The following is a 22,854-nucleotide window of genomic DNA, read 5'->3' on the forward strand; positions in this document are numbered from 1 at the left end:
CCCGGTTACCACGCGATGCCGTAGTCCTCGCCGTCGTTGCTCGCGCCGCCCCAGAGGGTCCCGTGGCGCCGGTCGAATTCAATCGCCGTGATCGGCCCCGAGGTGCGCTCCATGAAATCGAGCCGGTACCCCTTCCGCATCAGGTCCCGCCGCACCCAGGACGGCACCTCGTCGTTCAGCGTCAGGCGCCCCGGTTCCGACTCGTGGTCCTCGAACGACGCCCGCATCTGGTAGCTGGTGATGTTGGCCGCCTCGACCGCCTCCTGCACCGTCATGTCGAACTCCACCACGTTCAGGAAGAACTGCAGGAGGTTCTGCTCCTGCGTGTCGCCCCCCTGCACCGAAAAACACAGGAAAGGCAGCCCGTCCCGCAACGCCAGCGTCGGCGTCAGCGTCACCCTCGGCCGCTTCCCCGGCGCCAGCACGTTGTAGGGGTTCTCCGCCGGGTCGAGCACGAAGCTCTGCATCCGCTGGCTCATCCCCACCCCTGTCCGCCCCGCAATGCACACCGGCAGCCATCCGCCGCTCGGCGTGATCGAAACCGCCCATCCCGCCGCATCCGCCGCCTGGATCGAGGTCGTCCCCGCCCGGAACGCCCGGTCGAAGTCCACCGATGCCCGGCTCCGCGGCGGCCGCACCGTCGCCGTCTTCGGCCAGTCCCGCAGCCAGTCCGGAAACGGATGCCGCCCCCCCTGGAACGGGTACGGATCCCCGGGGCCCAGATCCGGCCGGTTCCGGGTCCAGTCGATCTCCTTGAGCCGGCTCAGGGCGTACTCCTTCGACAACAACCCCGCCACCGGCTCGGCCGGCGGGAAGTCGGGATCGCCGTAATAGAAGTCCCGATCGGCAAACGCCAGGTTCATCACCTGGTACAGCGCATGGATGTAGCGGGCGCTGTTGTACCCCATCGCCCGCAGATCCAGAGGCTCGAGCAGGTTCAACGCCTGCAACATCGCCGGTCCCTGGGTCCAGGTGGTCAGCTTGTGGACCTCGATCCCCCGGTAGGTCGTCGAGACCGACTTCTCGAGCTTCACCCGCCACCGCGCCAGATCCTCCAGCGTGTGCAGCCCCCCCTGCTCCCGGGATCCGCGCACGAACTCCTCCGCCAGATCGCCCCGGTAAAACCGGTCGTAGGCCGCCTGAATCGCCTCCTTCCGACCCTTCCCCGCCGCCCTTGCCTCCGCCTCGGCCGTGACCAGCGCCCGCAGCGTCCGATGCAGGTCCGGCTGCCGGAAAATCTCCCCCGGACGCGGATGCTCCCGCTCCGCCCCGCGGTGGGGAAAGAAAACCGCCCTCGAGTACGGCCACTCCATCATCGACTTCCGCCCGGTCTCGATGCGCCTCACCAGTTCCGCCTCGATGGGATAGCCGTCCGCCATCTCGATCGCCGGAGCCAGAACCTGCCCGAGACTCAGGGTCCCAAACTCCGCCAGCATCACCATCAATCCCCCCGGGTTCCCCGGCGTCACCGCCGCCAACGGACCCTCGCTCGGCGGATATCGCAGCCCCAACCCACGGAAGAACTCCGGCGTGGCGCCGCCCGGCGCCACCCCCAGCGCGTTGATCCCGATCACCTCGCGCCGCTCCGGATGATACAGCAGCGCCTGCGTCTCCCCGCCCCACCCCACGTCGTCGTGCATCGTGCAGACCACCGCCAGCATCGCGCACGCCGCATCAATCGCGTTGCCCCCCTGATGGAACATCCGCGCTCCCGCCGTCGCTGCCGGCGGCTTGCCCGCGATCGCCACCCAGTGGCGCCCGTGCAACACCGGCTTCTGGGTCGCCCCGCCCGCCGCATGAATGGGAAGACTCATCAACCCGATGATCCAGATGCCCACGCTCCAAAGCCAGCGACGTTCCGTGGCAGGGTTCATGAATCCACCCTCCCCCATCCGCCCCACCCTCGTCCACCCCCGCCCCCAGCCCCTCCCCGATTCCCGGGCGCATCTCAGGCTCTTGGAATTCGCCCAAGCCATCCCTCGTGGGGACTCATCCTCGAACCCGCAGGCACACCTTTGCGAACACCGGCTTTGGGCCAGCCCGTTGGGTTCGATCCTGCCCGCACCTCCCATTCCGCGCAGGAACTGAATTCTAGCCTTCAGCTTTCAGCTTTCAGGTTTCAGCTTTCAGGTCTCAGGTCTCAGGTCTCAGGTCTCAGGCTTCAGGCTTCAGTCTTCAGTCACATCTCCGCCCCCACGGGTGGGCCGGTCATCGTGACCGGCCGGAGCAGGCCGTCGGAATCGTGCTCGATGCGGTCGATCGCCACCTGTCGTGAGCCGCGGTAGGGTCCGTCTCCGGACGTGTTCTCCCATCGGTGGTAGAAGATCAGCCATTCCCCGGTGCCCGGACGCCGGACGAGCGAATGATGCCCGGGGCCCTTTCGTGTCCCGTCGCTCTCCAGAATCGCCCCCCGATAGGTCCACGGCCCGGTGGGCGTCGCAGCCGTGGCATAGTGCACCGAATAGGATGAACGCTGCCAGCTCCCGTGACTGTACGTGAGATGGTAGCGTCCCGCGTGGTAATGCACGAAGGGAGCCTCCGTGAAGCGGGGCGGCGTCTCGACCTGGATCTCGTGCGCCAGACTCATCAGGTCCGCGCTCAGTTCGAACACCCGCAGGGTCGCCCCGGCGCTCCCCCCGGCATAGAAGTACGTCTTCCCCGACCGTGGATCCTCGAAAACCATCGGATCGATCGCCTCGAACCCGTTCCCACCCGTGAGCAGGGGACGTCCGGAATCGCGAAACGGACCCTCGGGACCTTCGCCCACGGCAACCCCGATTCGGGACGGCGTCGGATTCTGGGGTCCGACCGAGTAATAGAAGTACCAGGCGCCATCCCGCTCGAAGACACACGGCGCCCAGGCGCCGTGCCATGCCTGACCGTCCTCCCAGACCCAGGGCACGTCGGCAAGGTCGAGCACCGGACCGTGCCGCCTCCAGTCCACCAGGTTCGTCGAGGAGAAGGCGAAGAAACGCTGCCCGCGACGTTCATCGCTCCAGGTCGGATACATCCACACCGTGTCCCCCACGACCACCGCGTGCGGGTCGGCCCCCGGCAGAATGGGATTGGCGGCAGGCCCGATCGGGCCACCCAGCACCCCGACGAGGGCAAGAAGACTCGGGCGAAGGAATGGATGCATGACAGATGCGGGATTCGCGTGTCGGTCAACCTCGCGACTCCAGCCACCGATGTCGAGCCGGACAGGCCTCCAACCCCCAGCCCGGCCCCAACCCCATTTACAGCCCCCCGCGAAGGCCTTAGAACGCCGTCGTGATCCGATCCCCCCAGGGACCCTGGCTGCACCGGTTCCTTCTCTACCTGGTCGCCGTCGCCTTCGGACTGCTCATCTACTGGCTGCTGGGCTTCGTCATGCGCGACATCGCCACCTGGCCCGGGCCCGACGTCGCGATGATCGAAGAGTCCATGCTCGACCCGCAGCAAAGGGCGGATCTGGTCGATCTGCGCCAGCGCATCATGGCCACCCGCCGCGCCATCGACGCCGACCGCCAGCGCCAGGCCGTGCTCCGTGACAGCACGGGCAATTCCGAGCGCACCATGAACCAGCTCCTGGAGCTTCAACGCCTCACCCTCCAGCGCGAACTCACCCCCTCCCCCGGCGAACTCGAAGCCCTCGCCGAAAGCCAGCGCCTGTTCCTCGCCAACCAGACCCGTTACCAGGAGATCAACGACCGCATCTCAAACCGCACCGAGGAACTCGAATCCCTCGAGGACAATGCCCGCACCCTCGAAGCCCAACTCGCCGCCCAGCGCAGCCTCGTCCAGGAGGAGGTCCAGCGCCGCTACGCCCACCACCAGTGGCGCCGCGCCGCCGTGAAACTCCTGGTCCTCCTCCCGGTTCTCGTGGCCGCCGTCATCGCCTTCGTCCGCTTCGGCTCGGGCCTTTACGCCCCCGCCGTCTGGGCCTTCGGCATCGCCGTCGTCATCCAGGTGGGCTGGGTCATGCACGAACACTTCCCCCGCCGCTACTTCAAGTACCTCCTCATCGGCGTCGCCATCCTCCTGGCCTCCCGCCTCCTCCTCCACCTGATCCGCCTCCGCGCCTTCCCCCGTCCCGACTGGCTCCTCAAGCAGTACCGGGAGGCCTACGAACACTTCCAGTGCCCCATTTGCGCCTACCCCATCCGCCGCGGCCCGCTGAAGTTCCTCTTCTGGAACCGCCGTTCCATCCGGCGCCTCCACCCCGGTCCCGATCCCGCCGGTACCCCCGACGAACCCTACGTCTGCCCCGTCTGCGCCACCCGCCTCTTCGAGGAATGCGGCCACTGCCATGCCACCCGCCCCTCTCTCCTCCCGGCCTGCCCCCGTTGCGGCAGCGAACGACCCTTCCCTCCACCCGTTTCAACCGGAACCCCGTGACCCCCATCAAGCGCCCAACCCCACCTCACCCTCCCGCACAAATGGACGCAAACGGCGTGCATATGCACGCCGTTTGCGTCCATTTGTGCGGGATCTGCCGGGAGTTCGCACCTCGGGTGGGGTGCCGGCCGGTGCTTCCCCCATTCCCGCTCGTGTTGTCCCGCCCCACGCCTGGTACGCCCGCGATCCACCCGGGCCGTCGCCTTCCCGTCTTTCGCCGTTGAATCACCGACGATAGGTGCCAGTCTTGTGCCGTCCCGGCCCATGAACCCGCCACCCGACCGCCCGCCGACACCGCTGACCGAAGGACAGCGGCTGGCGTTGCTGACGCTCCTGGCGGATGACGACGCCCAGATCATGGAGGCCGCCCGCCAACGCCTCATGGAGGAAGGCCCCGATGTCCGGGACTGGCTCCGGCCCCACGCCCTCAGCAACAATCCCCTCCTTCGCCGGCGTGCCCGCGAAATCCTCCATGCCTTCGCCGAGGCCGACGCCGAGGCCCGCATGGTCGCCTTCTGCCGCCGCCCCGGCGACGATCTCGATCTCGAGGAGGGCGTCTTCCGGCTCGCCGCCACCAAGTATCCCGAGGCCAATCTCGACGGCTACCGCGCCGTCCTCGACCAGTGGGCCGCCCAGGTCGAGGAATGGCTGCCTGCCGACCGCAACGACGTGGACGGCAACCTCGCCGGACTTCATGTGATGCTCTTCCAGCAACTCGGACTCCGCGGCAACGAGGACAATTACTACGACCCCGACAACAGCTACCTAAACCGCGTCATCGACCGCCGCACCGGCAATCCGATCAGCCTCTGCGCCGTGGTGCTCCTCGTCGCCCGACGGCTCGAACTCCCCCTCAGCGGCATCGGTCTGCCCGCCCATTTCCTCTGCCGCTACCAGACCCCCAAGCGCGAAATCTACCTCGATGCCTTCAACGGCGGCCGCCTCCTCAGCCGCACCGACTGCGTGGCCTTCGTCAACCAGCTCGGTCGCACCTTCGAAGGCTCGTTCCTCCATCCCGTCAGCCCCCGCCGCATGCTCCAGCGCATGTGCACCAACCTCGAACACGCCTACGAAAGCCTCGAACTCCCGGCTGAACTCGCCCGGATCCGGCGCTACCACGGACTCCTCGGCCATGCCTGATGCCCAATGGTGCCCCCCCCGGGAGACACTCCCGCCGCATGGACTCGCGGAGCCCGCCCCTCCGAAGTGAAGCAGGCGTGCGAATCCGGAGGGCCGAGTTCCACGAGGCCGCACCGATGGGGTGCGTTGGGATGAGGACTCGCGGAGCTCGTCCCTCCGATTTGCTGCCTCCTCACCGACAACTTGGGGATGCACCGCCCCGCGCTCTTGACCGGATTTTCTCGTGGCGACCCCGCCGCCCCTGCCCCTAGCTTATCCGGTTCCGGATGCACGCACCGCCGGTCATCGAAGTTTCGGGCCTGACCAAACGCTACGGTCGGGTCACCGCCGTGGACCAGCTCTCCTTCGCCGTCGGGCCCCGCGAGATCGTCGGCTTCCTCGGCCCCAACGGTGCCGGCAAGAGCACCACCATGCGCATCCTTGCCGGCTTCCTCCCCGCCTCCTCCGGCACCGCCCGCGTCGCCGGCTTCGATGTCTTCCGCCATTCCGTCGAGGTCCGCCGCCACATCGGCTACATGCCCGAAAACAATCCGCTCCCCCCCGACATGCGGGTCCGCGAGTACCTCCGCTTCCGCGCCCGCCTCAAGGGTCTCTCCGGCTCCCACTGCCGCGAGCGCGTCGAGCAGGTCCAGGACATGTGCGGCCTTCGCGACGTCGGCAAACGCATCATCGGCACCCTCTCCAAGGGATTCCGCCAGCGTGTCGGACTCGCCGATGCCCTCGTCCACGACCCGCCCCTCCTCATCCTCGACGAACCCACCATCGGACTCGATCCCAACCAGATCCGTTCCCTCCGCCAGTTGATCAAGGACCTCGCCCAGCGCCGGTCGGTCCTCCTCTCCAGCCACATTCTTCCCGAGGTCGAAATGACCTGCACCCGCGTCCTGATCATGCATCGCGGCTGCGTCCGCGCCGCCGGCACCACCGCCGACCTTCAGGCCGCCCTCAGCGAGGGCAGCCAGGTGGTCGCCGAAATCCTCGCCCCCGAAACCGATCTCCGCGACTGCTGGGAAACCCTCCCCGAGGTCGCCAGCTTCAACATCGCCCCCGCCGCCGGCTCCTACTTCCGCTGCGCCATCACCCCCGCCCACGGCTCCGACCTCCGCGAACGCGTCTTCGACGAGGTCCGGTCCCGCGGCTGGCGCCTCCGCGAACTCACCTTCACCCGCCATTCGCTCGAGGACATCTTCGTCCACCTCACCCGGAGCGAACGCCTCGACGAATGACCGGCATGCGCGTCTTCCTTACCCTCTGGCGTCGCGAAGTGGCCTCCGCCTTCGCCTCGTCCATCGGCTACATCGTTCTGGCCGCCGTCCTCCTCCTCATGGGCGTCAGCTTCGTCCTCATGGTCGATGCCCTGCGCGAACCCAGCCACACGCCCCTGACCGAACTGTTCTTCGGCTCCCTCTTCTTCTGGGTGATCCTCCTCCTCTCAACCCCCATCATCACCATGCGCACCTTCGCCCTCGAACGGGCGACCGGGACCTACGAGACCCTGATGACCACCCCGGTGTCCGACGCCCAGGTGGTGCTCGGAAAGTTCGCCGGCGCCCTCACCTTCTACGCCGTTCTCTGGCTCCCGCTCGCCGGCTGCCTCCTCATCGTCCGCCGCTACACCCCCGATGGTTCCAGCCTCGATTGGGGCACCCTGGCCACCACCTTCCTCGGAATCCTTTCCGTGGGCACCCTCTACGTCGCCCTCGGGGTGTTCGCCTCCGCCCTCACCCGCAGCCAGATCGTCTCCGCCATCGTCGCCCTCGCCCTCGGCGTCACCCTCTTCCTCTCGAGCTTCGCCATGCCCGCCCTCGCCGGCCAGACCGCCTGGTCCACCTCCATCCTCCGCAACTTTTCCCTGGTCGAACAAATGTGGGAATTCGCCCGCGGGGTCATCGACCTCCGTCACCTCGTCTTTCACCTCAGCCTCGCCTCCGTCCTCCTCTACCTCACGCTCAAGGTCGTCGAAGGCCGTCGCTGGCGCTGACCCCATGCATCCCCCCCCGCCCCCCTCCGAACCCAGCTTCTCCCCCTGGCGCCGCCTCGCCATCGGCGGCAGCGTCCTCCTCGCCACCGCCTCCGTCCTCGCCCTCGCCTTCATGGCGAACTACCTCGCCCACCACTACGCCCCACGCTGGTACTTCGGCGCCGCCGGCGATCACCGCCTCTCCCCGCTCACCCGCGGCGCCCTCGAAGGTCTCACCAACCACATCCGCATCACCGTCTTCTTCGACCGCCAACACCCCGTCTACCCCAGCGTCCGCGCCCTCCTCCGCGAATACGCCGCCGCCTCCCCGCGCCTCACCATCGAGGAAATCGACTTCACCACCAACCCGGCCGCCGCCCAGGCCTTCCGCCTCCGCGTCCCCTTCACCCTCGACGAAAATGACCCCGCCCTCGTCCTCTTCGAGTCCGGTGGCCGTTCCAAGGTCGTCCCCGCCCGCGACCTCCGCGACTACGACACCGCCGCCCTCATCCGCGGCGAACCCGAGGCGCACCCCGTCGCCTTCAAGGGCGAACTCCTCTTCACCTCCGCCATCAACGCCGTCTGCGAAGGCTCCCGCCGCCGCGTCTTCTTCCTCGAAGGCCATCGCGAACACGACTTCCGCAGCGACGCCCCCCAGACCGGCTACCGCCACCTCGCCTCCCTCCTCGAAGAGGACCACATCGATGTCGCCGGCCTCAGCCTCGCCGGCCGGGACGATGTCCCCGCCGAATGCGAACTCCTCGTCATCGCCGGCCCCCAGGATCCTCTCACCCCCGGCGAACTGTCCGCCATCGACCGCTACCTGCGCCGCGGCGGACGCCTCCTGGTCCTCTTCCAACACCGTTCCCACACCGGACTCGAACGCCTCCTCGCCGACTGGGGCGTCGATGTCGCCGACACCCTCGTCCTCGATGCCGAAAACTCCGACCGCGCCATCCTCATCGTCACCCGCTTCGGCAATCACCCCGTCACCCGGCCCCTCGGCGGCTCCCGCCTCTACCTCCTCCTCCCCCGGGCCGTCCAGGCCCGCCGCCTCCCCAACATCCTCGGCGCCCCCGCCCGCATCGAACCCCTCCTCCGCACCGGCAGCAATGGCGTCGCCGTCTCCACCTTCGTCGGCGGCGCCCACCGCTTCGGACCCGACGATCCCCAGGGTGAAATCCCCCTCGCCGTCGCCGTCGAACGCGGCGCCCTCCCCGGCGTCGCCGCCAGCCTCGGCACCACCCGCATCGTCGTGGTCGGCGAATCCAGCTTCCTCGCCAACCAGCTCATCCAGTTCGTCGGCGGAAACCGACACTTCGCCACCTCCGCCATCAACTGGCTCCTCGATCGTTCCCATCTCCTCGGCGGCATCCAGCCCGCCCCCATCCGCACCTACCAGGTCGTCATGACCCCGGCCGAACAACACATGATCCGTCTCCTCCTCCTGGTCGCCCTCCCGGGCGGCGCCCTCGCCTTCGGCTTCCTCGTCTGGTGGCGCCGCCATTGACACCCCTCACCCGACCACCCCTCCCCGCATGAACTGGCGCAACACCCTCCGGCTCCTCGCCATCGCCGCCGCCCTCGCCCTGTTCATCCTCCTCCTCGAACGTCCCGCCCGCCTCGCCCATCTCCGCGCCGCCGCCGTCCCCCGCATCGTCCCCGCCTTCGCCCCGGCCTCCGTCACCTCCCTCGAAATCCGCTCCGCCTCCAACATCGTCCACCTCGAAAAACCCGCCGCCCGCTGGGAAATCGCCGGACCCACCCGCCGCCCCGCCCAGGGCCACCTCATCGACGACCTCCTCCGCCGCATCGCCGAACTCTCCGGCCGCTCCGTCCTCAGCATCGCCGAACTCCGTGCCAACCCCCAGATCACCGCCGAATTCGGACTCAACCCGCCCATCCTCCAACTCACCGCCTCCGGCCCCGAATCCCGCCTCGACCTCCTCTTCGGCGTCCGCAACGTCACCGGCAGCCACGTCTTCTTCCAGGTCTCCGGTCAACCCGGCATCTTCACCGCCCCGGCCTCCCTCCTCGATGGCCTCCCCGCCAGCCCGGAAGCATGGCGCGACACCACCCTCCTCCCCCTCGCCCAGCTCCGCTTCGACCGCATCCGCGTCGCCGGTCCCGCCGCCGCCTTCACCCTCGTCCGACCCGCCACCAACCGGAATTGGGAAATCGCCGAACCACGCCCCGCCCGCGCCGATTCCGACCGGGTCCATCACCTCCTCGGCCGCCTCCAAACCACCCAGATCCGCCGTTTCCTCCCCCCCGCCGCCAGCCCCGCCCCGGAGGCCGCCGGCCTCCAGCCCCCGCGCCTCGTCCTCTCCCTTCTCCAAGGCCCCCGCGAGGTCTTCTCCCTCGCCCTCGGTGCCCCCTCCGCCCCGGACGGTTCCATCCTCGCCCAACGTGCCGATGAGGAGGATCTCCTCGTCGTCCCCGCCGAAACCCTCGATCTCCTCCGCCTCTCCTACAAGGATCTCCTCGACCGCCGCATCCTCCGCTTCGACCCCGCCAACGTCGCCGAACTCGTCGTCGAAACCCCCGATCCCTTCCGCCTCGTCCGCCAGTCCGGCGCCTGGCGCCTCTGGCCCTCCGATGTCCCCGCCGATTCCCAGCTCGTCCAGCGCCTCCTCCTCAACCTTGTCCGCCTCGAATTCCTCGACATCGCCAAGGAGGTCGTCACCGACCTCGACCTCCCCACCTACGGACTCGCCCCGCCCACCGCCCGCCTCTCCCTCCATGCCCAACCCGGCGACACCAATTCCCCCCTCGCCATCCTGGAAACCGGGTTCCTCCGCGACAACCGCGTCTTCGCCCGCGTCCCCGGCGAGGACTCAGTCTATGCCCTCAATCCCGCCGATGCCGAGGAACTCCCCACCGTCGCCTGGCGCTGGCGCGACCGCTCCCTCTGGCGCTTCGACCCCGCCCAGGTCGCCTCCATCGCCGTCCGCAACGACGGCCTCGACTGGTCCATCCGTCGCGTCGCCGAAAACGACTACCTCCCGTCCCCAGGCTGGCGCAATACCATCAACCCCTTCGCCCTCGAGGAAGCCCTCTTCGAACTCGGCCAGTCCCGCGCCCTCCGCTGGGTCGAACTCGGCGATGCCCGCGCCCACCTCTTCGGCACCACCTCCGGACCCCAGGTCACCCTCGAGTTCCGGGCCCCCGCGCCCCTCAACCCCCTCCACCTCGCCTTCGGCAAAACCAGCGCCTCCGGCCATCGCTATGCCGCCTTCACCGCCCCCGACGGTGCCCGCCTGACCTTCGAACTCCCCGGCCCCGTCTTCGACCGGCTCTGGGCCGAAATCGGCTTCACCGAGGCCGGCCGCAATGCCCCCTGATCCGATGGATCCCGACCCCGAACCCGAACCCAGCACCCCGCCGCCGGGACAGACCCGCGGCCGGCGCCTCCTCCGCGCCACCCGCATCGCCGCCCTCGCCGGCATCCTCCTCCTGCTCGCCCTCATGACATGGCTGCGCCTCGCCGGCATCCCCGGCTTCCTTCGCAAGCCCATCGAGGAAGCCCTCGCCCAGCACGGCGTCACCGCCGAATTCGGTTCCCTGCGCTTCCACTGGTTCCGCGGCCTCGTCGCCGAAAACCTGCGCGTCGCCTGGCTCGGCCCCGACGGTCCCCGCCTCACCCTCGACGAAGCCGATCTCAACCTCGCCCCGCCCCCCTGGCGCCACCGCGGCGTCGTCCGCGGACTCGTCATCCGCCACGGCACCCTCGTCATCCCCCTCCCCCTCTCCAACCATCCCCCACGCCACCTCACCGTCGAGCGGATCCATGCCGATCTCCGCTTCCTCCCCAACGATGCCTGGGAGATCAGCCGCTTCTCCGCCCAATCCCTCGGACTCCACCTCGAACTGCGCGCCCATCTCACCCACGCCGCCGCGCTCCGCCAGCCCCGCCCGCCCACCCCCGACGATCCCGACGCCCTCCTTCAACGCACCCTCGCCCTCCGCTCCCTCATCGACGAACTCACCCTCTGGTCCGCCCCCACCCCGCCCCGCCTCGAACTCAACGTCGCCCTCGACGGACGCCAACCCTGGGACTTCCGCGCCGACGCCTACCTCCACGCCCCCGCCCTCCTCACCCCTCACGGCGAGGTCCGCCAGTTCCGGCTCGGTCTCCGCGTCCAGCCGCCTCCGGATCCCGAACGCCCCGCCACTTCCTCGGTCACCCTCGACATCGATGAACTCCAATCCCCCCACGGCGGTTGGACCGGCCTCGCCGCCCGGCTCGATTCCTCCGGCCCTCCCCGCCCGGCCCTCCCCACCAACGCCCATTGGACCGCCTCGGTCGAACACCTCTTCCTCCCCGTCGCCCGCGCCCGCCAGCTCGTCGCCCGCGGCGAACACACGCTCCTCCCACCCCACCCCGGCACCCCTGCCCACACCGCTCCCACTCCCTTCCCCGAACTGCCTCTCCTCTCCCATGTCCACGCCGAGGCCGCCGCCATCGAGGCAGGTCCCGCCCATCTGGACCGCCTTGCCGGCACCCGCGCCGTCCTCGATCTCACCGCCCGTCACCCCGCCGCCCCACGCCCCCCCGAACACCTCGATCTCCGCCTCGAACTCGCCTCCCTCAACGGCGCCCCGGGTACCCTCGGACCCACCCGGATCGAAGGCCGCCTCCAGCACCGCCCCGACCCCGGCGAGCCCCCCCCCGACCTCGCCTGGTGGTCCCACCTCTGGCCCTACCACGGCCAACTCGACCTCAGCCTCGCCCAACTCCGCTCGCCACGCCTCGATCTCGACCGCCTCCAAACCCGACTCGACTGGCAACCCCCGCTCCTCCTCGTCCCCCACCTCGAAGCCGCCCTCCATCGCGGTGACGTCCAGCTCTCCGCCCGCCTCGACGTCCCCGCCCGCCTCGCCTCCGCCGAAGCCCGCACCACCTTCGATCTCCACGCCATCGACGGCCTCCTCGGCGAACGCAGCCGCACCAACTTCCAGCGCTACCAGTGGCAGGACCCCCCCACCGTCCACGCCCGCGCCCAGGCCCGGCTCGAACCCTGGTCCCAACCCCGGCCCGATTGGGACGGCGCCGTCAAACCCACCCTCCGCCTCGACGGCCGCTTCGAAGTCGGCCCCGGTTCCTTCAAGGGAATCCCCTTCCTCAAGGCCGCCTCCTCCCTCTCCTACGACGGTGCCTGGTGGCGCCTCCCCGATCTCCGCACCGAACGCCCCGAAGGCCGCCAGGAAATCGCCGTCGCCTACCACGAGGATTCCCAGGAATACCGCGTGGACGCCCGCGGCCCCGTTCATCCCCCCGTCCTCAAGCCCATCCTCGGCGAACACACCGCCGACATCCTCGACCTCTTCCAGTTCGATCGCCCCGTCGAAGCCGACCTCTCCGTCTGGGGCCCCTGGTCCGAAGGCACCCGCCAGGCCATCCTCGGCTCCCTCACCCTCCCCCCCTTCACCTTCCGCAACCAGCGCTTCGACCGCCTCGACGCCAGCGTCCACTACACCAACGCCGTCCTCGTCGCCGCCCCCGCCCGCCTCCTCCGCGACGCCGGCGAAGCCCGTGCCGAAGGCGTCCGCTACGATTTCAGCGACGATCTCCTCACCCTCACCAACGCCATCTCCACCCTGGATCCCGCCGTCCTCGCCGCCGCCATCGGCCCCACCCTCCCCGAACGCATCGCCCCCTACCGCTTCGACACCCCCCCCACCGTCCGCGTCCAGGGCTCCCTCCGCACCCAGGACATCGATTCCGCCGACCTCGATTTCCACATCTCCGGCGGGCCCTTCCGCTTCTGGCGGCTCTCCGCCGACCGCCTCGATACCCGTCTCCTCTGGAAAGGCCCCGATCTCCTCCTCACCAACCTCCACGCCTCCTTCTACCGCGGCACCCTCGAAGGGCATGCCGCCTTCGATCTCCGCCAGCCCGACGACACCGGCTACCGCTTCGAAGCCCGCGTCCGCGACGCCTCCCTCGCCGATCTCCTCCGCGAAGCCACCCCCGGACGCACCAACCTCGCCGAAGGCGCCTTCGACCTCGTCCTCGACATCCACTCCGCCCGCACCGCCGATCTCCACTCCTGGAACGGCAGCGGCCAGGCCGACCTCCGCAATGGTCTCCTCTGGAACGTCCCCATCTTCGGCTTCCTCAGCCCCGTCCTCAATTCCGTCGTCCCAGGCCTCGGCAACAACCGCGCCGAACGCGCCTCCTCCACCTTCACCCTCACCAACAGCGTCATCCTCACCCGCGACCTCGTCATCAACTGCCCCCCCGCCAAGCTCCTCTACCGCGGCACCATCGACTTCGACCAGCGCATCGACGCCCGCGTCGAAGGCCAGATCCTCACCGACATCATCGGCATCGGCCCCATCTTCGGACTCGTCCTCCGTCCCCTCACCAAGCTCCTCGAGTTCCGCGTCACCGGCACCCTTGCCGAAATCGAAAGCGAACCCCTCTACATCCCCAAGCTCCTCCTCCTCCCCCTCCAGCCCATGAAGGTCCTCCGCGGCCTCTTCGGCCTCGGCGACGACCCCGCCCCCAAACCCCCGCCGGATCCCCCTCCCGATCCCAACCTTGACCCCAACCCCGACCCACCCCCTCCCCGGCCCTGACTTCCCCCCGGAGGGACGAACTCCGCGAGTCCCCCATCCATCGCACCCCCTGGAATCGCGCCCGTCAGGACCCATACCTCCGAACGACCCCACCTACAGGCTTGCGAGAGGAGCATCCTCCGAACCGGCCGGCCCCTGAAGCCCCGCCGACACGCAGCGGAAATGATGACCCAGGATCGCCATCTCCATGGCCATCCGGAACTGACGCGGATGCCGCAGCAGCGCCGTCCCCATCAGGCGCCAGTAGGAACGCCGCCCCCGATGCCGGAGGCCCAGAAGCCAGAGCGACTTCAGAAATGCCGTCACCTCGCGGACCGACAGGCGCATCGGTGCCGCCGACGGACGGTGATGCTTCAGGAAGGTGCGGATTCTGCGGTAATACTCCCGGGGCTCGTACAGGCGCCGCATCAATTCCCGGTATCCCGATTGGAGAAACTCCCGGTTGAGACGCGGAGTGAAGTTCAGCGCCAGACCGGTGTTGTTCCCCGAACTCTCCGTCTCGATCCGTCCCTCCCGCAGCAGCCTCTGGTACAGCCGCGTCTGCGGCAGGGCCGTCAACAGACCCACCATCGCCGTCACCACCCCCGACCGCTGGATGAACTCGAACTGCCGGCGGAAAATGTCCACCGGGTCGCTGTCGAAGCCCACGATGAACCCGCCCATCACCTCCAGACCCGCACGTTGGAGACTCTGGACGGCCGCCACCAGGTCGCGCCGTTGGTTCTGCACCTTCTGGCACTCCTGCAACCCTTCCACCGAGGGCGTCTCGATCCCCACGAACACCTTCCGAAACCCCGCCCCCACCATCGACGCGCATAACTCGGGATCATCCGCCAGGTTCACCGAAGCCTCCGTCAGAAATCCCATCGCCGTCCCCGTCCGCTCCCGCCACGCGATCATCGCCCCCAACAACTCCCGGGTGCGGCGCCGGTTCCCGATGAAGTTGTCATCCACCACAAACACCATGTCCTTCCAGCCCCGCACCCGCAGCGCCTCCAACTCGGCCACGAACTGCCCGGCCGACTTCGTCCGCGGCACCCGGCCGCTCATCGCCACAATGTCGCAGAACTCGCAGTCGAACGGGCAGCCGCGGGAAAACTGGACCGCCATGGTCACGTAGTCCCGGAAGTCGATCAGGTCCCACCTCGGAATGGGAACCCGCGACAAATCCGGACGCCCGCCTGCCCGATACTCCGGACGAACGGCCCCCTGTTCCATATCGGCGACGACCGACGCCATCACCTCCTCCGCCTCCCCCACCACCACATGAGGAATTTCGGGAATCGTCCCCGAACCCGGGGCGAACAACGGCCCGCCACCGATCGCCGGCCGTCCCAGGTCCCGGCACCGCACCGCGATCTCCCTCACCGCGGCCCGATGAACGATCATCCCGCTGATCAACACGTAGTCCGCCCACAAAATGTCCTCGTCCCGAAGGGCCCTTACATTCGCGTCCACCAGTCGCAGGACCCATTTCCGCGGCAACAGCGCGGCCACCGTCAGCAACCCGAGGGGAGGATACGAGGAACGTTTCGCCACCAGATGCAGCACATGTTGAAAGCTCCAAAACGTTTCCGGGTTCGGCGGGTACACCAGCAATACATTCACAACAGCCCTTCTGGCATGAACCCTCCCATCGCCCTTCCCCGACCTGCAACCCACCCCTGTTGCTCTCGCCAGACCAATTCCTGGTCAGTCCCGCCCCTCGGCCAGTCGCCGGCTCGTTGAACGGAGCGAATCGGAGGGACGAGCTCCGCGAATCCTCAACCCAACGCTCCACACCGTTGCAGCCTCGTGGAACCCGGCACTCCAAAGCGCCGCTTCGCGAAGTTCGCACCCCTCCCCACAACGCCGGGAGGCACGGGCATGGCCCGGCATCCCCAAGAATCGCCTCGCCTCCGACTCCCCGCCGCCGCCACAGTCTCCTCCACGTGTCTTCCCCATGAAGGCCAGGATCATCATCACCCCCAAAAAAGCCGTCCTCGATCCCCAGGGAAAGACGGTGCTCAACGCCCTCGCTCACCTCGGCTACTCCGGCATCGAGGCCGTCCACGTCGGCAAGTACATCGAGGTCGAACTCGCCCCCGACACCGACCCCGACGCCGCCCGTCGCGCCCTCGACGAGGCCAGCCACCGGTTCCTCAGCAACCCCATCATCGAGGACTACCGCCTCGACATCGTGGACTGACAACCCCCCGATGCGCTTCGCCGTTCTCCAGTTCCCCGCCTCCAATTGCGATCAGGACGCCGTCCACGCCCTCCGCCATGCCCTCGGCGCGGAAGCCGACCTCGTCTGGCACAAGGAGACGGACCTCCGCGGCGCCGACGCCGTCATCGTCCCCGGCGGCTTCAGCTACGGTGACTACCTCCGCTGCGGCGCGATCGCCCGGTTCAGCCCCGTCATGGGCGCCGTCCGTGAACACGCCGGCCGGGGCGGAATCGTCCTCGGCATCTGCAACGGCTTCCAGGTCCTTTGCGAGGCCGGCCTCCTTCCCGGCGCCCTCATTCGCAATCGCTCCCTCCAGTTCCGCTGCGAAAACATCTTCCTCCAGACCGTCACCCGCCGATCCCCCTTCACCCGCGCCATCCCCGAAGGCAAGACGCTCCGTCTCCCCATCGCCCACGGCGAAGGCTGCTACTTCGCCGACGAACCCACCCTCGATGCCCTCGAAGCCGGCGACCAGGTCCTGTGGCGCTACGCCGACCCCGCCGGCACCCCGTCCGAACGCGCCAACCCCAATGGCTCCCTCCGGCACATCGCCGGCATCTGCAACGCCACCCGCAATGTCGCCGGGCTCATGCCCCACCCCGAGCGGGCCTGCGAAACCATCCTTGGCAACGACGACGGCCTCCTGGTCTTCCAAAGCCTCCTCGACGAATACCGCGAACGCTCCGCCCCCCGCGCCGCCTGAACCGTCCCTCCCCCGCGACACCTGGCCGGACGCCAGCCCGACCACCCCACTTCCGGCCCGACTCCGGGTTTCCCTCCTCCCCCCATGGCCCCCGCCGACCTCGTCGTGACCGGACTCGGCGTCTGGTGCGCCGCCGGCACCACCCCGGAGGAACTCTTCCGGACGGCCCTTCAGGCACGCTCCCCGGCCGTGTCCGTGCCTCTTGCCGGCCAGCCGCGTGCCCTCTGCCGCGCCCCTGACCCCCCCATCCCCCCCGCGTTCCCGCAGGCCCGGCGCCTCGACCGTTCCGCTCAGTTCGCCCTCGCCGCCGCCGAGGCCGCCAGCCGCCAGGCCCGCCTCTCCGAACTGCATTCCTCCCGCGTCGCCGTGGCGGTCGGGAACTCCCGCGGCCCCGTCGAACTCTGGTCCCAACCGCCGCCCCCGCGCGTCCGCCCTTCCCAGTCGGCCCACTCCGCCATCGCCTCGCTGAGCGGCGCCCTCTCCCTCGCTTTTCGCTTCGCCGGCCCCTGCCTCACCCTCTCCGCCACCTGCGCCTCCGCCGCCCACGCCATCGTCACCGGCGCATCCCTGCTCCTCACCGACCAGGCGGACGCCGTCCTCGTCGGGGGCGCCGAGGCCCCCTTGACCGGACCCACCCTCGAAGCCTTCGCCGCAGCCGGCATTCTCGGCAGCCACCCCGACCCCCGTCTCGCCTGCCGCCCTTTCGACCGGACCCGCAACGGCACAACCCCCGGTGAAGGCGCCGCCTTTCTCGTCCTCGAAACCGCCGCACAGGCCCGGCGCCGCGGCCTCCCCCCCCTGGCCCGGCTTGCCGGATTCGCCCTCGGCGCCGAATGCCACAATCGCGTCGCCACCCGGCCCGACGGTGCCGGGCTCGCCCGGGTCATGGAAACCGCCCTCCTCCGCGCCGGCCTCTCCCCCAGCCAGGTCGGCCACGTCAACGCCCATGGAACCGGGACCGCCGTCAACGACGCCGCCGAAGCCGCCGCCCTCCGCCATCTCTTCCATTCCGCCTCCCGCCCCCCGTCCGTCACCTCGACCAAGCCGGTCACAGGCCATTGCTTCGGAGCCGCCGCCGCCCTCGAAGCCGTCCTCGCCGTGCAATCCCTCCGCCATCGCCTCGCCCCACCCATCGCCGCCTGTCCCCACCCGGACACCGCTCTCGAACTGAACCTCGTCCTCGCCACCCCCCGCCCCCTCACCCCCCCCTGCGTCATGAGCAATTCGCTCGGCTTCTGGGGCAACCTCGCCTCCCTCATCTTCACCCCCCCCGCCTGACCCCACCCCCACGATTCCCGTGCATCCCCGAATGGTGGGGAGAGGTGCGAAATCCACAAAGCGTCGCTTCGGAGGGCCGAGTTCCACGAGGCCGCAACAGCATGGCGCGTTGGGTTGAGGCCTCGCACCGCGCGTCCCTCTGATTCGCTGCCTCCTCACCCACAACTCCGGGCTGCACCGCCACGATTCACCGTTCAGTCTTCAGTCTTCAGTCTTCAGTCTTCAGTCTTCAGGCTTCAGGCTTCAGGTCTCAGGTTTCAGTCTTCAGTCTTCCCCTCCCCCAAACCCCGGTTGGACAAACGACGCCCTCCCTTCCAGTCTCGCCCCATGTCTGAGGCCAAGGAATCGCCCGTTGATCAATTGTGGGAGGAGTACGGGAGCATCTTCCGGGAATTCGACGACCTCACCCTCGCCCGATGGATGGCCCAAACCCTCGGCCAGCTCCGCGGCCGGGTCTGGCGCATGTCCCACCCGCTCGTGGGCGCCTATCGCCTCGCCGCCCAGATCGGACATGATCGCCAGGTCTGGCTCAAACGCCTCGCCAATGCCCCGGCCGACTACCGCGAAGCCGAATGCTGCCGTGCCCCCCTCCTTCCCCTTTTCACCCGCGACGTCGTCGAATCCGGCCTGCTCTGCCTGCACTGCGGAGTGACCGCCGTCCCCTTCGACGACCTCCCCGCCCAGCTCCAGAACGCCTTCCGGAAATGGGCCGCCGACTATTCCGAGATCCACGACGTCGCCCATTGGGACGATCGGCAACGCAAACAGAGCGGCAACTACGACCATGCCCTCGATGAAGCGGCCACCCGCGCCGAAAAACTCCTCGCCCGCATCGTCCGCACCCACCTCTCCAAACTCCTCGACCCCTTCCCCGCCGTCGTCTGGGAAGACCAGGACGAATGCCTCGATGTCCGCCCCGAAGACATCACCGTCGCCTAAACCCGCCCCGCCCGCGTGATCCGGTTCTTCTCCCGCTGGTTCGGACGCCTCCTCTTCGCTCTCGTCGTCCTCGTGGTCGGAGTGGTGCTGGCCAAGGACATCTTCCTCCGGCCCTGGCTCGCCCACCGCCTCCGCACGGTCACCGGTCTCGACACCCGCCTCGCCGGACTCCACACCGCCTTCCTCCAGGGCACCGTCACCCTCACCGATCTGCGCATCTCCAACGCCCCCGCCTTTGGCGGCGGTCTCCTCCTCGATGCCCCCAGCATCCGTCTCGAACTCGACGGCCAGGCCCTCAGCCGCCGCGAAATCCGCCTCAAGTCCGCCCACCTCCACCTCGCCGAAATCAGCCTCGTCCGCTCCGCCGACGGTCGCACCAACCTCCACGAAGTCGTCCGCGCCGTTCAGGAACGCGCCTCCCTCCTCGACGCCCTCCTCCTCGCCCCCCCCGGCTTCCGCCACACCGGCATCGAAACCCTCCACCTCGCCGCCGATCGCGGCCGTATCGCCAACCTCGGATTCCCCCCGTTCCAGCGCCAACTGGAACTCGGCCTCACCAACGAAGTCCTTCGCAACGTCCGCTCCACCTCGGACTTCACCCCGCTCCTCGTCCGTCTCCTCCTACGCGAAATCGGCCTCGATGCTCTCCTCCCCTCCCGCCCGCCCCCATGAACCCAGGCGCCTCCCACCCCACCCTCCGCCGCCCCAACCCGCCCGGCCACGCGGCCGCCTCAACCGCCCCGCTCCGCCTCATTCATCCTCTCCTCGCCCTCCTGGTCGTACTCGCCATTCCCACCACCCCGACCTCTTCCGCCCAGCCCAAGGGAGCCGAACAGCTCTCCCGCGCAGTTCGCCCCGCCCCCAGGCCCCCCGCCACTCCGGCGGCCCTCGCCGCCACCAACCCTTCGGTCGCCCCGCTCCAGATCCAGGTCGGCCCCTATGCCGGCTGGGACCGCTGCTTCACCCTCTCCAACGGCCGCGTCGAAGCCTTGGTGGTGCCCGATATCGGCCGCATCCAGCAGTTCCGCTGGGCCGGCGAGAATAGCCCCTTCTGGGAAGACCCCGCCCTCCACGGCCATCCTCCCGACCCCGACTCCACCGAGTGGCGCAATTTCGGCGGCGACAAGGCCTGGCCCGCACCTCAATCCGACTGGCCCCGCCTCACCCCGCGCGCCTGGCCGCCCCCGGCCGCCTTCGATGCCATGCCGGTCACCCTGTCCGTCCGCCGCGACACCGTGATCATGACCTCGCCCGTCGATCCCCACTACGGCATCCGCATCCAACGCGAGATCCATCTCCCTTCCGGCGCCCCTTCCATGACCGTCCGCACCACCTTCGAGAAGGTCGAGGGCCCCCCCGTCACCGTCAGCGTCTGGATCGTCACCCAACTCCGACACCCCGTGGCCGTCTTCGCACCGATTCCCGAACGCTCCCTCTTTCCCGAAGGCTATAACCGCCAGTCCGGCGAGGCTCTCCCGTCCGACCTTGCCGTGGAACGTGGCCTGCTTTCCCTCACCCGGGATCCCCGGCGCTCCACCAAGATCGGTCTCGATACCGACCGCCTCCTGTGGGTCGGCACCGACCAGGCCCTGCTGATCGAAAGCCCTCGACTGCGCGGCGCCTCCTACCCCGACCACGACAGCAGCGCGGAGATCTACACCAACCCGGACCCGAAGACCTACATCGAGCTCGAAATGCTCGGGCCCCTCCGCCGCATTGGCCCCGGCGAAAGCCTCTCGCAAACGAACACCTACACCCTCCTCCGCCGCCCGCCCGGCTCCGATCCCGAGGCCTTCGCCCGAAAAACGTTCCGTATCCCTTGAATCCCCTTCCCATCCCGGCCCACCCTCCCCCCATGCACGAGTCCCTGTCCTCCCCCCCCCGTTTCGCCAGGCCCTCGTCCCTCCCGGACCGCCACACGCCACGCCCAACCCTCGTCCAACTCGCCGCCGCCTTCCTGCTCGCCATCGGCCTCCTCGCCGCCCCCGCCCCCCGGGCCGCCGAACTCACCGTGATGGCCTACAACCTTCGCTACGCCAGTTGGGAAGGCGCCAACGCCTGGCCCGACCGCCGCCCCCTGATGAAGGAGCTCCTCGACCAGTACCGCCCCGACCTCATCGGCACCCAGGAGGGCGTCTATCGCCAGCTCAACGACCTCGCCGCCGACCTCCCCGCCTACCACTGGATCGGACTTGGCCGCGACGGCGGCAGCCGCGGCGAGTTCATGGCGGTGTACTATCGGGCCGACCGGTTCGACCCCCTCGAATACGACCACTTCTGGCTCTCCGACACCCCCGAAGTCATCGCCTCCAGCACCTGGGGCAACACCAATCGCCGCATGGTCACCTGGGTGCGCTTCAAGGACCGCACCACAGGCCGTGAGTTCTACTTCTGGAACACCCACTTCGACCACGCCCTCCAGCCCGCCCGCGAAAAATCCGCCGAACTCGTCCGACGCCGCATCGAAGCCCTCAACACCCAGCTCCCCATCCTGCTGGTCGGCGACTTCAACGCCCCTGCCCGCGCCAACCGCACCTTCGACATCCTGGCCGGCGACGATTACTTCCGGGACACCTGGGAACTCGCCGCCGAACGCATCAACCCCACCTTCAACACCTTCAACGGCTTCCGCCCCGCCCGCCAGGACGGTCAGCGCATCGACTGGATCCTCCTCCGCGGCCAGGCCCGCGTCCGCGCCGCCGAAATCGTCACCTTCGAGAGAAACGGCCGCTACCCCAGCGACCACTTCCCGGTCGTCGCCTGGCTTACCCTCGAATAGCCCAAGGCAAACCCCGGGCCCTCACGACACGGCCCGTCGGCTCCAGGAAACTCCGACACCGGGAGTGTTTCGCCCACCCCGCCGCCGATGACGCCCCATTCCCGCCGTCGTCACCCTCCTCCGTCGCACCCTCGATCGGCGCGGCGAACATTCCTTCACCTGTTCCGGGAGCGCAAGCTCCTGGCAAACCGGGCCAGGGATCGCCTTGTCACAAGGACCCTGCGCGGGGCTGGGTGGCGCGTGGTGCGCATCTGGGAGCACGAGATGAGGACCCCATTCAAGGCCGTCGCACGCGTGGGCAGGGCACTTGCTGCCGCTGACCGTGCCCCAGTTCGTGGCAGGAGCGGCCCCGGCTGATGAGGACCGCGGACGTCCCCATTCCAGGGTGGCTTTGAGCGGGGAGCACGGCACCGGTCGAACTGTCGGTCTCACCACCATCCCACGGGAGAGCAGGGAGGAGCGCAATGCCGTGGCTTTCCCGAGGTCTGGGAGGCCCCCACCGGGGTCACGCCCCAAGGGTCATATTCGGAAATCTGACCCCGCCCCCCGCTTCCACCACCATTCCGCGAAACCCGATCGTGTGCCGGTCCGGATCCAGATCGATCCCGTCCCAGCCCACACACCGTCGCGCCGCCTCGATCCGTTCGATCTCCCCCACCGCCTCCTCGCCCAGCGCCCGCAGCCGCCGGCACTCCGGGCCGTGCAGCACCAGTTCGAACCGCGTCGCCATCGCCGCGCAGGCCATTCGAAGCATCGCCACGCCGCCACCCTCCGTCCTTCCTCCCCGCCGCCCAAGCCAAAAGCCCCGGAACGAGCCACCATCGGCGCATCCCGGCATGCGGATGAGGTGGCAGCCGATCGCCAGGACGAGCTCCACGAGTCCA

18 protein-coding genes are annotated in these 22,854 nt (G+C 68.9%); 14 read left to right on the forward strand and 4 right to left on the reverse strand.

Going from position 1 to position 22,854, the window contains the following annotated elements; genetic code table 11:
- Positions 1 to 5: 5 nt before the first annotated feature.
- Entirely contained in the window at positions 6 to 1,874 is a 1,869-nt protein-coding gene (locus KF833_06265) for a gamma-glutamyltransferase (GenBank protein ID MBX3744898.1), read from the reverse strand.
- A 305-nt stretch (positions 1,875 to 2,179) separates the two neighbouring features.
- Positions 2,180 to 3,139, reverse strand: a complete 960-nt coding sequence (locus KF833_06270; protein ID MBX3744899.1) for a family 43 glycosylhydrolase — start codon at positions 3,137 to 3,139, stop codon at positions 2,180 to 2,182.
- A 131-nt stretch (positions 3,140 to 3,270) separates the two neighbouring features.
- Between KF833_06270 and KF833_06275 the strand changes: the two genes are divergently transcribed.
- The 7 genes from KF833_06275 to KF833_06305 all read left to right on the forward strand — a co-directional run bounded on the left by KF833_06275 (position 3,271) and on the right by KF833_06305 (position 14,062).
- Positions 3,271 to 4,377 carry a hypothetical protein gene (locus tag KF833_06275; protein MBX3744900.1) on the forward strand — a complete coding sequence of 369 codons (1,107 nt, stop codon included), beginning with the start codon at positions 3,271 to 3,273 and terminating at the stop codon, positions 4,375 to 4,377.
- Between the two features lie 264 nt (positions 4,378 to 4,641).
- Positions 4,642 to 5,517: a transglutaminase family protein gene (locus KF833_06280; protein ID MBX3744901.1), complete on the forward strand. Its 876-nt coding sequence runs from the start codon at positions 4,642 to 4,644 to the stop codon at positions 5,515 to 5,517.
- Between the two features lie 266 nt (positions 5,518 to 5,783).
- Positions 5,784 to 6,743, forward strand: a complete 960-nt coding sequence (locus KF833_06285) for an ATP-binding cassette domain-containing protein (GenBank protein ID MBX3744902.1) — start codon at positions 5,784 to 5,786, stop codon at positions 6,741 to 6,743.
- A gap of 5 nt (positions 6,744 to 6,748) precedes the next feature.
- Positions 6,749 to 7,498 (forward strand): ABC transporter permease, encoded by a 750-nt coding sequence (locus tag KF833_06290; protein MBX3744903.1) that lies wholly within the window; start codon positions 6,749 to 6,751, stop codon positions 7,496 to 7,498.
- Positions 7,499 to 7,502: 4 nt separating this feature from the next.
- Complete coding sequence (locus KF833_06295; GenBank protein ID MBX3744904.1) at positions 7,503 to 8,987, forward strand: GldG family protein; 1,485 nt, start codon at positions 7,503 to 7,505, stop codon at positions 8,985 to 8,987.
- A gap of 28 nt (positions 8,988 to 9,015) precedes the next feature.
- Complete coding sequence (locus KF833_06300; protein ID MBX3744905.1) at positions 9,016 to 10,821, forward strand: DUF4340 domain-containing protein; 1,806 nt, start codon at positions 9,016 to 9,018, stop codon at positions 10,819 to 10,821.
- Between the two features lie 4 nt (positions 10,822 to 10,825).
- Positions 10,826 to 14,062: a hypothetical protein gene (locus tag KF833_06305; protein ID MBX3744906.1), complete on the forward strand. Its 3,237-nt coding sequence runs from the start codon at positions 10,826 to 10,828 to the stop codon at positions 14,060 to 14,062.
- A 93-nt stretch (positions 14,063 to 14,155) separates the two neighbouring features.
- On the opposite strand, the gene KF833_06310 is transcribed toward KF833_06305, so the two are convergent.
- A complete protein-coding gene (locus KF833_06310) occupies positions 14,156 to 15,670 on the reverse strand; it encodes a DUF4070 domain-containing protein (protein MBX3744907.1) in 1,515 nt (504 codons plus the stop codon).
- Positions 15,671 to 16,004: 334 nt separating this feature from the next.
- Between KF833_06310 and purS the strand changes: the two genes are divergently transcribed.
- From purS to KF833_06345, 7 genes are all read left to right on the forward strand, one after another.
- On the forward strand, positions 16,005 to 16,250 hold the full coding sequence (gene purS, locus KF833_06315) for a phosphoribosylformylglycinamidine synthase subunit PurS (protein MBX3744908.1): 246 nt from the start codon (positions 16,005 to 16,007) through the stop codon (positions 16,248 to 16,250).
- 10 nt (positions 16,251 to 16,260) lie between these two features.
- Positions 16,261 to 16,974 carry a phosphoribosylformylglycinamidine synthase subunit PurQ gene (purQ, locus tag KF833_06320; protein ID MBX3744909.1) on the forward strand — a complete coding sequence of 238 codons (714 nt, stop codon included), beginning with the start codon at positions 16,261 to 16,263 and terminating at the stop codon, positions 16,972 to 16,974.
- 84 nt (positions 16,975 to 17,058) lie between these two features.
- Positions 17,059 to 18,252, forward strand: a complete 1,194-nt coding sequence (locus tag KF833_06325; GenBank protein ID MBX3744910.1) for a beta-ketoacyl-[acyl-carrier-protein] synthase family protein — start codon at positions 17,059 to 17,061, stop codon at positions 18,250 to 18,252.
- A 327-nt stretch (positions 18,253 to 18,579) separates the two neighbouring features.
- A complete protein-coding gene (locus KF833_06330; GenBank protein MBX3744911.1) occupies positions 18,580 to 19,191 on the forward strand; it encodes a hypothetical protein in 612 nt (203 codons plus the stop codon).
- A gap of 15 nt (positions 19,192 to 19,206) precedes the next feature.
- On the forward strand, positions 19,207 to 19,863 hold the full coding sequence (locus KF833_06335; protein ID MBX3744912.1) for a hypothetical protein: 657 nt from the start codon (positions 19,207 to 19,209) through the stop codon (positions 19,861 to 19,863).
- Positions 19,860 to 21,014, forward strand: a complete 1,155-nt coding sequence (locus KF833_06340; GenBank protein MBX3744913.1) for a DUF4380 domain-containing protein — start codon at positions 19,860 to 19,862, stop codon at positions 21,012 to 21,014. Before KF833_06335 ends, KF833_06340 begins: the two co-directional genes overlap by 4 nt.
- A gap of 191 nt (positions 21,015 to 21,205) precedes the next feature.
- Positions 21,206 to 21,970 carry an endonuclease/exonuclease/phosphatase family protein gene (locus KF833_06345; protein ID MBX3744914.1) on the forward strand — a complete coding sequence of 255 codons (765 nt, stop codon included), beginning with the start codon at positions 21,206 to 21,208 and terminating at the stop codon, positions 21,968 to 21,970.
- 505 nt (positions 21,971 to 22,475) lie between these two features.
- On the opposite strand, the gene KF833_06350 is transcribed toward KF833_06345, so the two are convergent.
- Positions 22,476 to 22,730, reverse strand: a complete 255-nt coding sequence (locus KF833_06350; GenBank protein MBX3744915.1) for a hypothetical protein — start codon at positions 22,728 to 22,730, stop codon at positions 22,476 to 22,478.
- Positions 22,731 to 22,854: the final 124 nt, after the last annotated feature.

Source organism: Verrucomicrobiia bacterium (assembly GCA_019634625.1).
Lineage (GTDB): Bacteria > Verrucomicrobiota > Verrucomicrobiia > Limisphaerales > CAIMTB01 > CAIMTB01.

What these genes read in the sequence shown, in the direction of transcription:
- KF833_06265 (MBX3744898.1), bottom strand. Translation starts at nt 1,874, where the DNA reads ATGAACCCTGCCACGGAACGTCGCTGGCTTTGGAGCGTGGGCATCTGG.
- KF833_06270 (MBX3744899.1), bottom strand. Translation starts at nt 3,139, where the DNA reads ATGCATCCATTCCTTCGCCCGAGTCTTCTTGCCCTCGTCGGGGTGCTG.
- KF833_06280 (MBX3744901.1), top strand. Translation starts at nt 4,642, where the DNA reads ATGAACCCGCCACCCGACCGCCCGCCGACACCGCTGACCGAAGGACAG.
- KF833_06285 (MBX3744902.1), top strand. Translation starts at nt 5,784, where the DNA reads ATGCACGCACCGCCGGTCATCGAAGTTTCGGGCCTGACCAAACGCTAC.
- KF833_06290 (MBX3744903.1), top strand. Translation starts at nt 6,749, where the DNA reads ATGCGCGTCTTCCTTACCCTCTGGCGTCGCGAAGTGGCCTCCGCCTTC.
- KF833_06295 (MBX3744904.1), top strand. Translation starts at nt 7,503, where the DNA reads ATGCATCCCCCCCCGCCCCCCTCCGAACCCAGCTTCTCCCCCTGGCGC.
- KF833_06300 (MBX3744905.1), top strand. Translation starts at nt 9,016, where the DNA reads ATGAACTGGCGCAACACCCTCCGGCTCCTCGCCATCGCCGCCGCCCTC.
- KF833_06305 (MBX3744906.1), top strand. Translation starts at nt 10,826, where the DNA reads ATGGATCCCGACCCCGAACCCGAACCCAGCACCCCGCCGCCGGGACAG.
- purS (MBX3744908.1), top strand. Translation starts at nt 16,005, where the DNA reads ATGAAGGCCAGGATCATCATCACCCCCAAAAAAGCCGTCCTCGATCCC.
- purQ (MBX3744909.1), top strand. Translation starts at nt 16,261, where the DNA reads ATGCGCTTCGCCGTTCTCCAGTTCCCCGCCTCCAATTGCGATCAGGAC.
- KF833_06325 (MBX3744910.1), top strand. Translation starts at nt 17,059, where the DNA reads ATGGCCCCCGCCGACCTCGTCGTGACCGGACTCGGCGTCTGGTGCGCC.
- KF833_06330 (MBX3744911.1), top strand. Translation starts at nt 18,580, where the DNA reads ATGTCTGAGGCCAAGGAATCGCCCGTTGATCAATTGTGGGAGGAGTAC.
- KF833_06340 (MBX3744913.1), top strand. Translation starts at nt 19,860, where the DNA reads ATGAACCCAGGCGCCTCCCACCCCACCCTCCGCCGCCCCAACCCGCCC.
- KF833_06345 (MBX3744914.1), top strand. Translation starts at nt 21,206, where the DNA reads ATGGCCTACAACCTTCGCTACGCCAGTTGGGAAGGCGCCAACGCCTGG.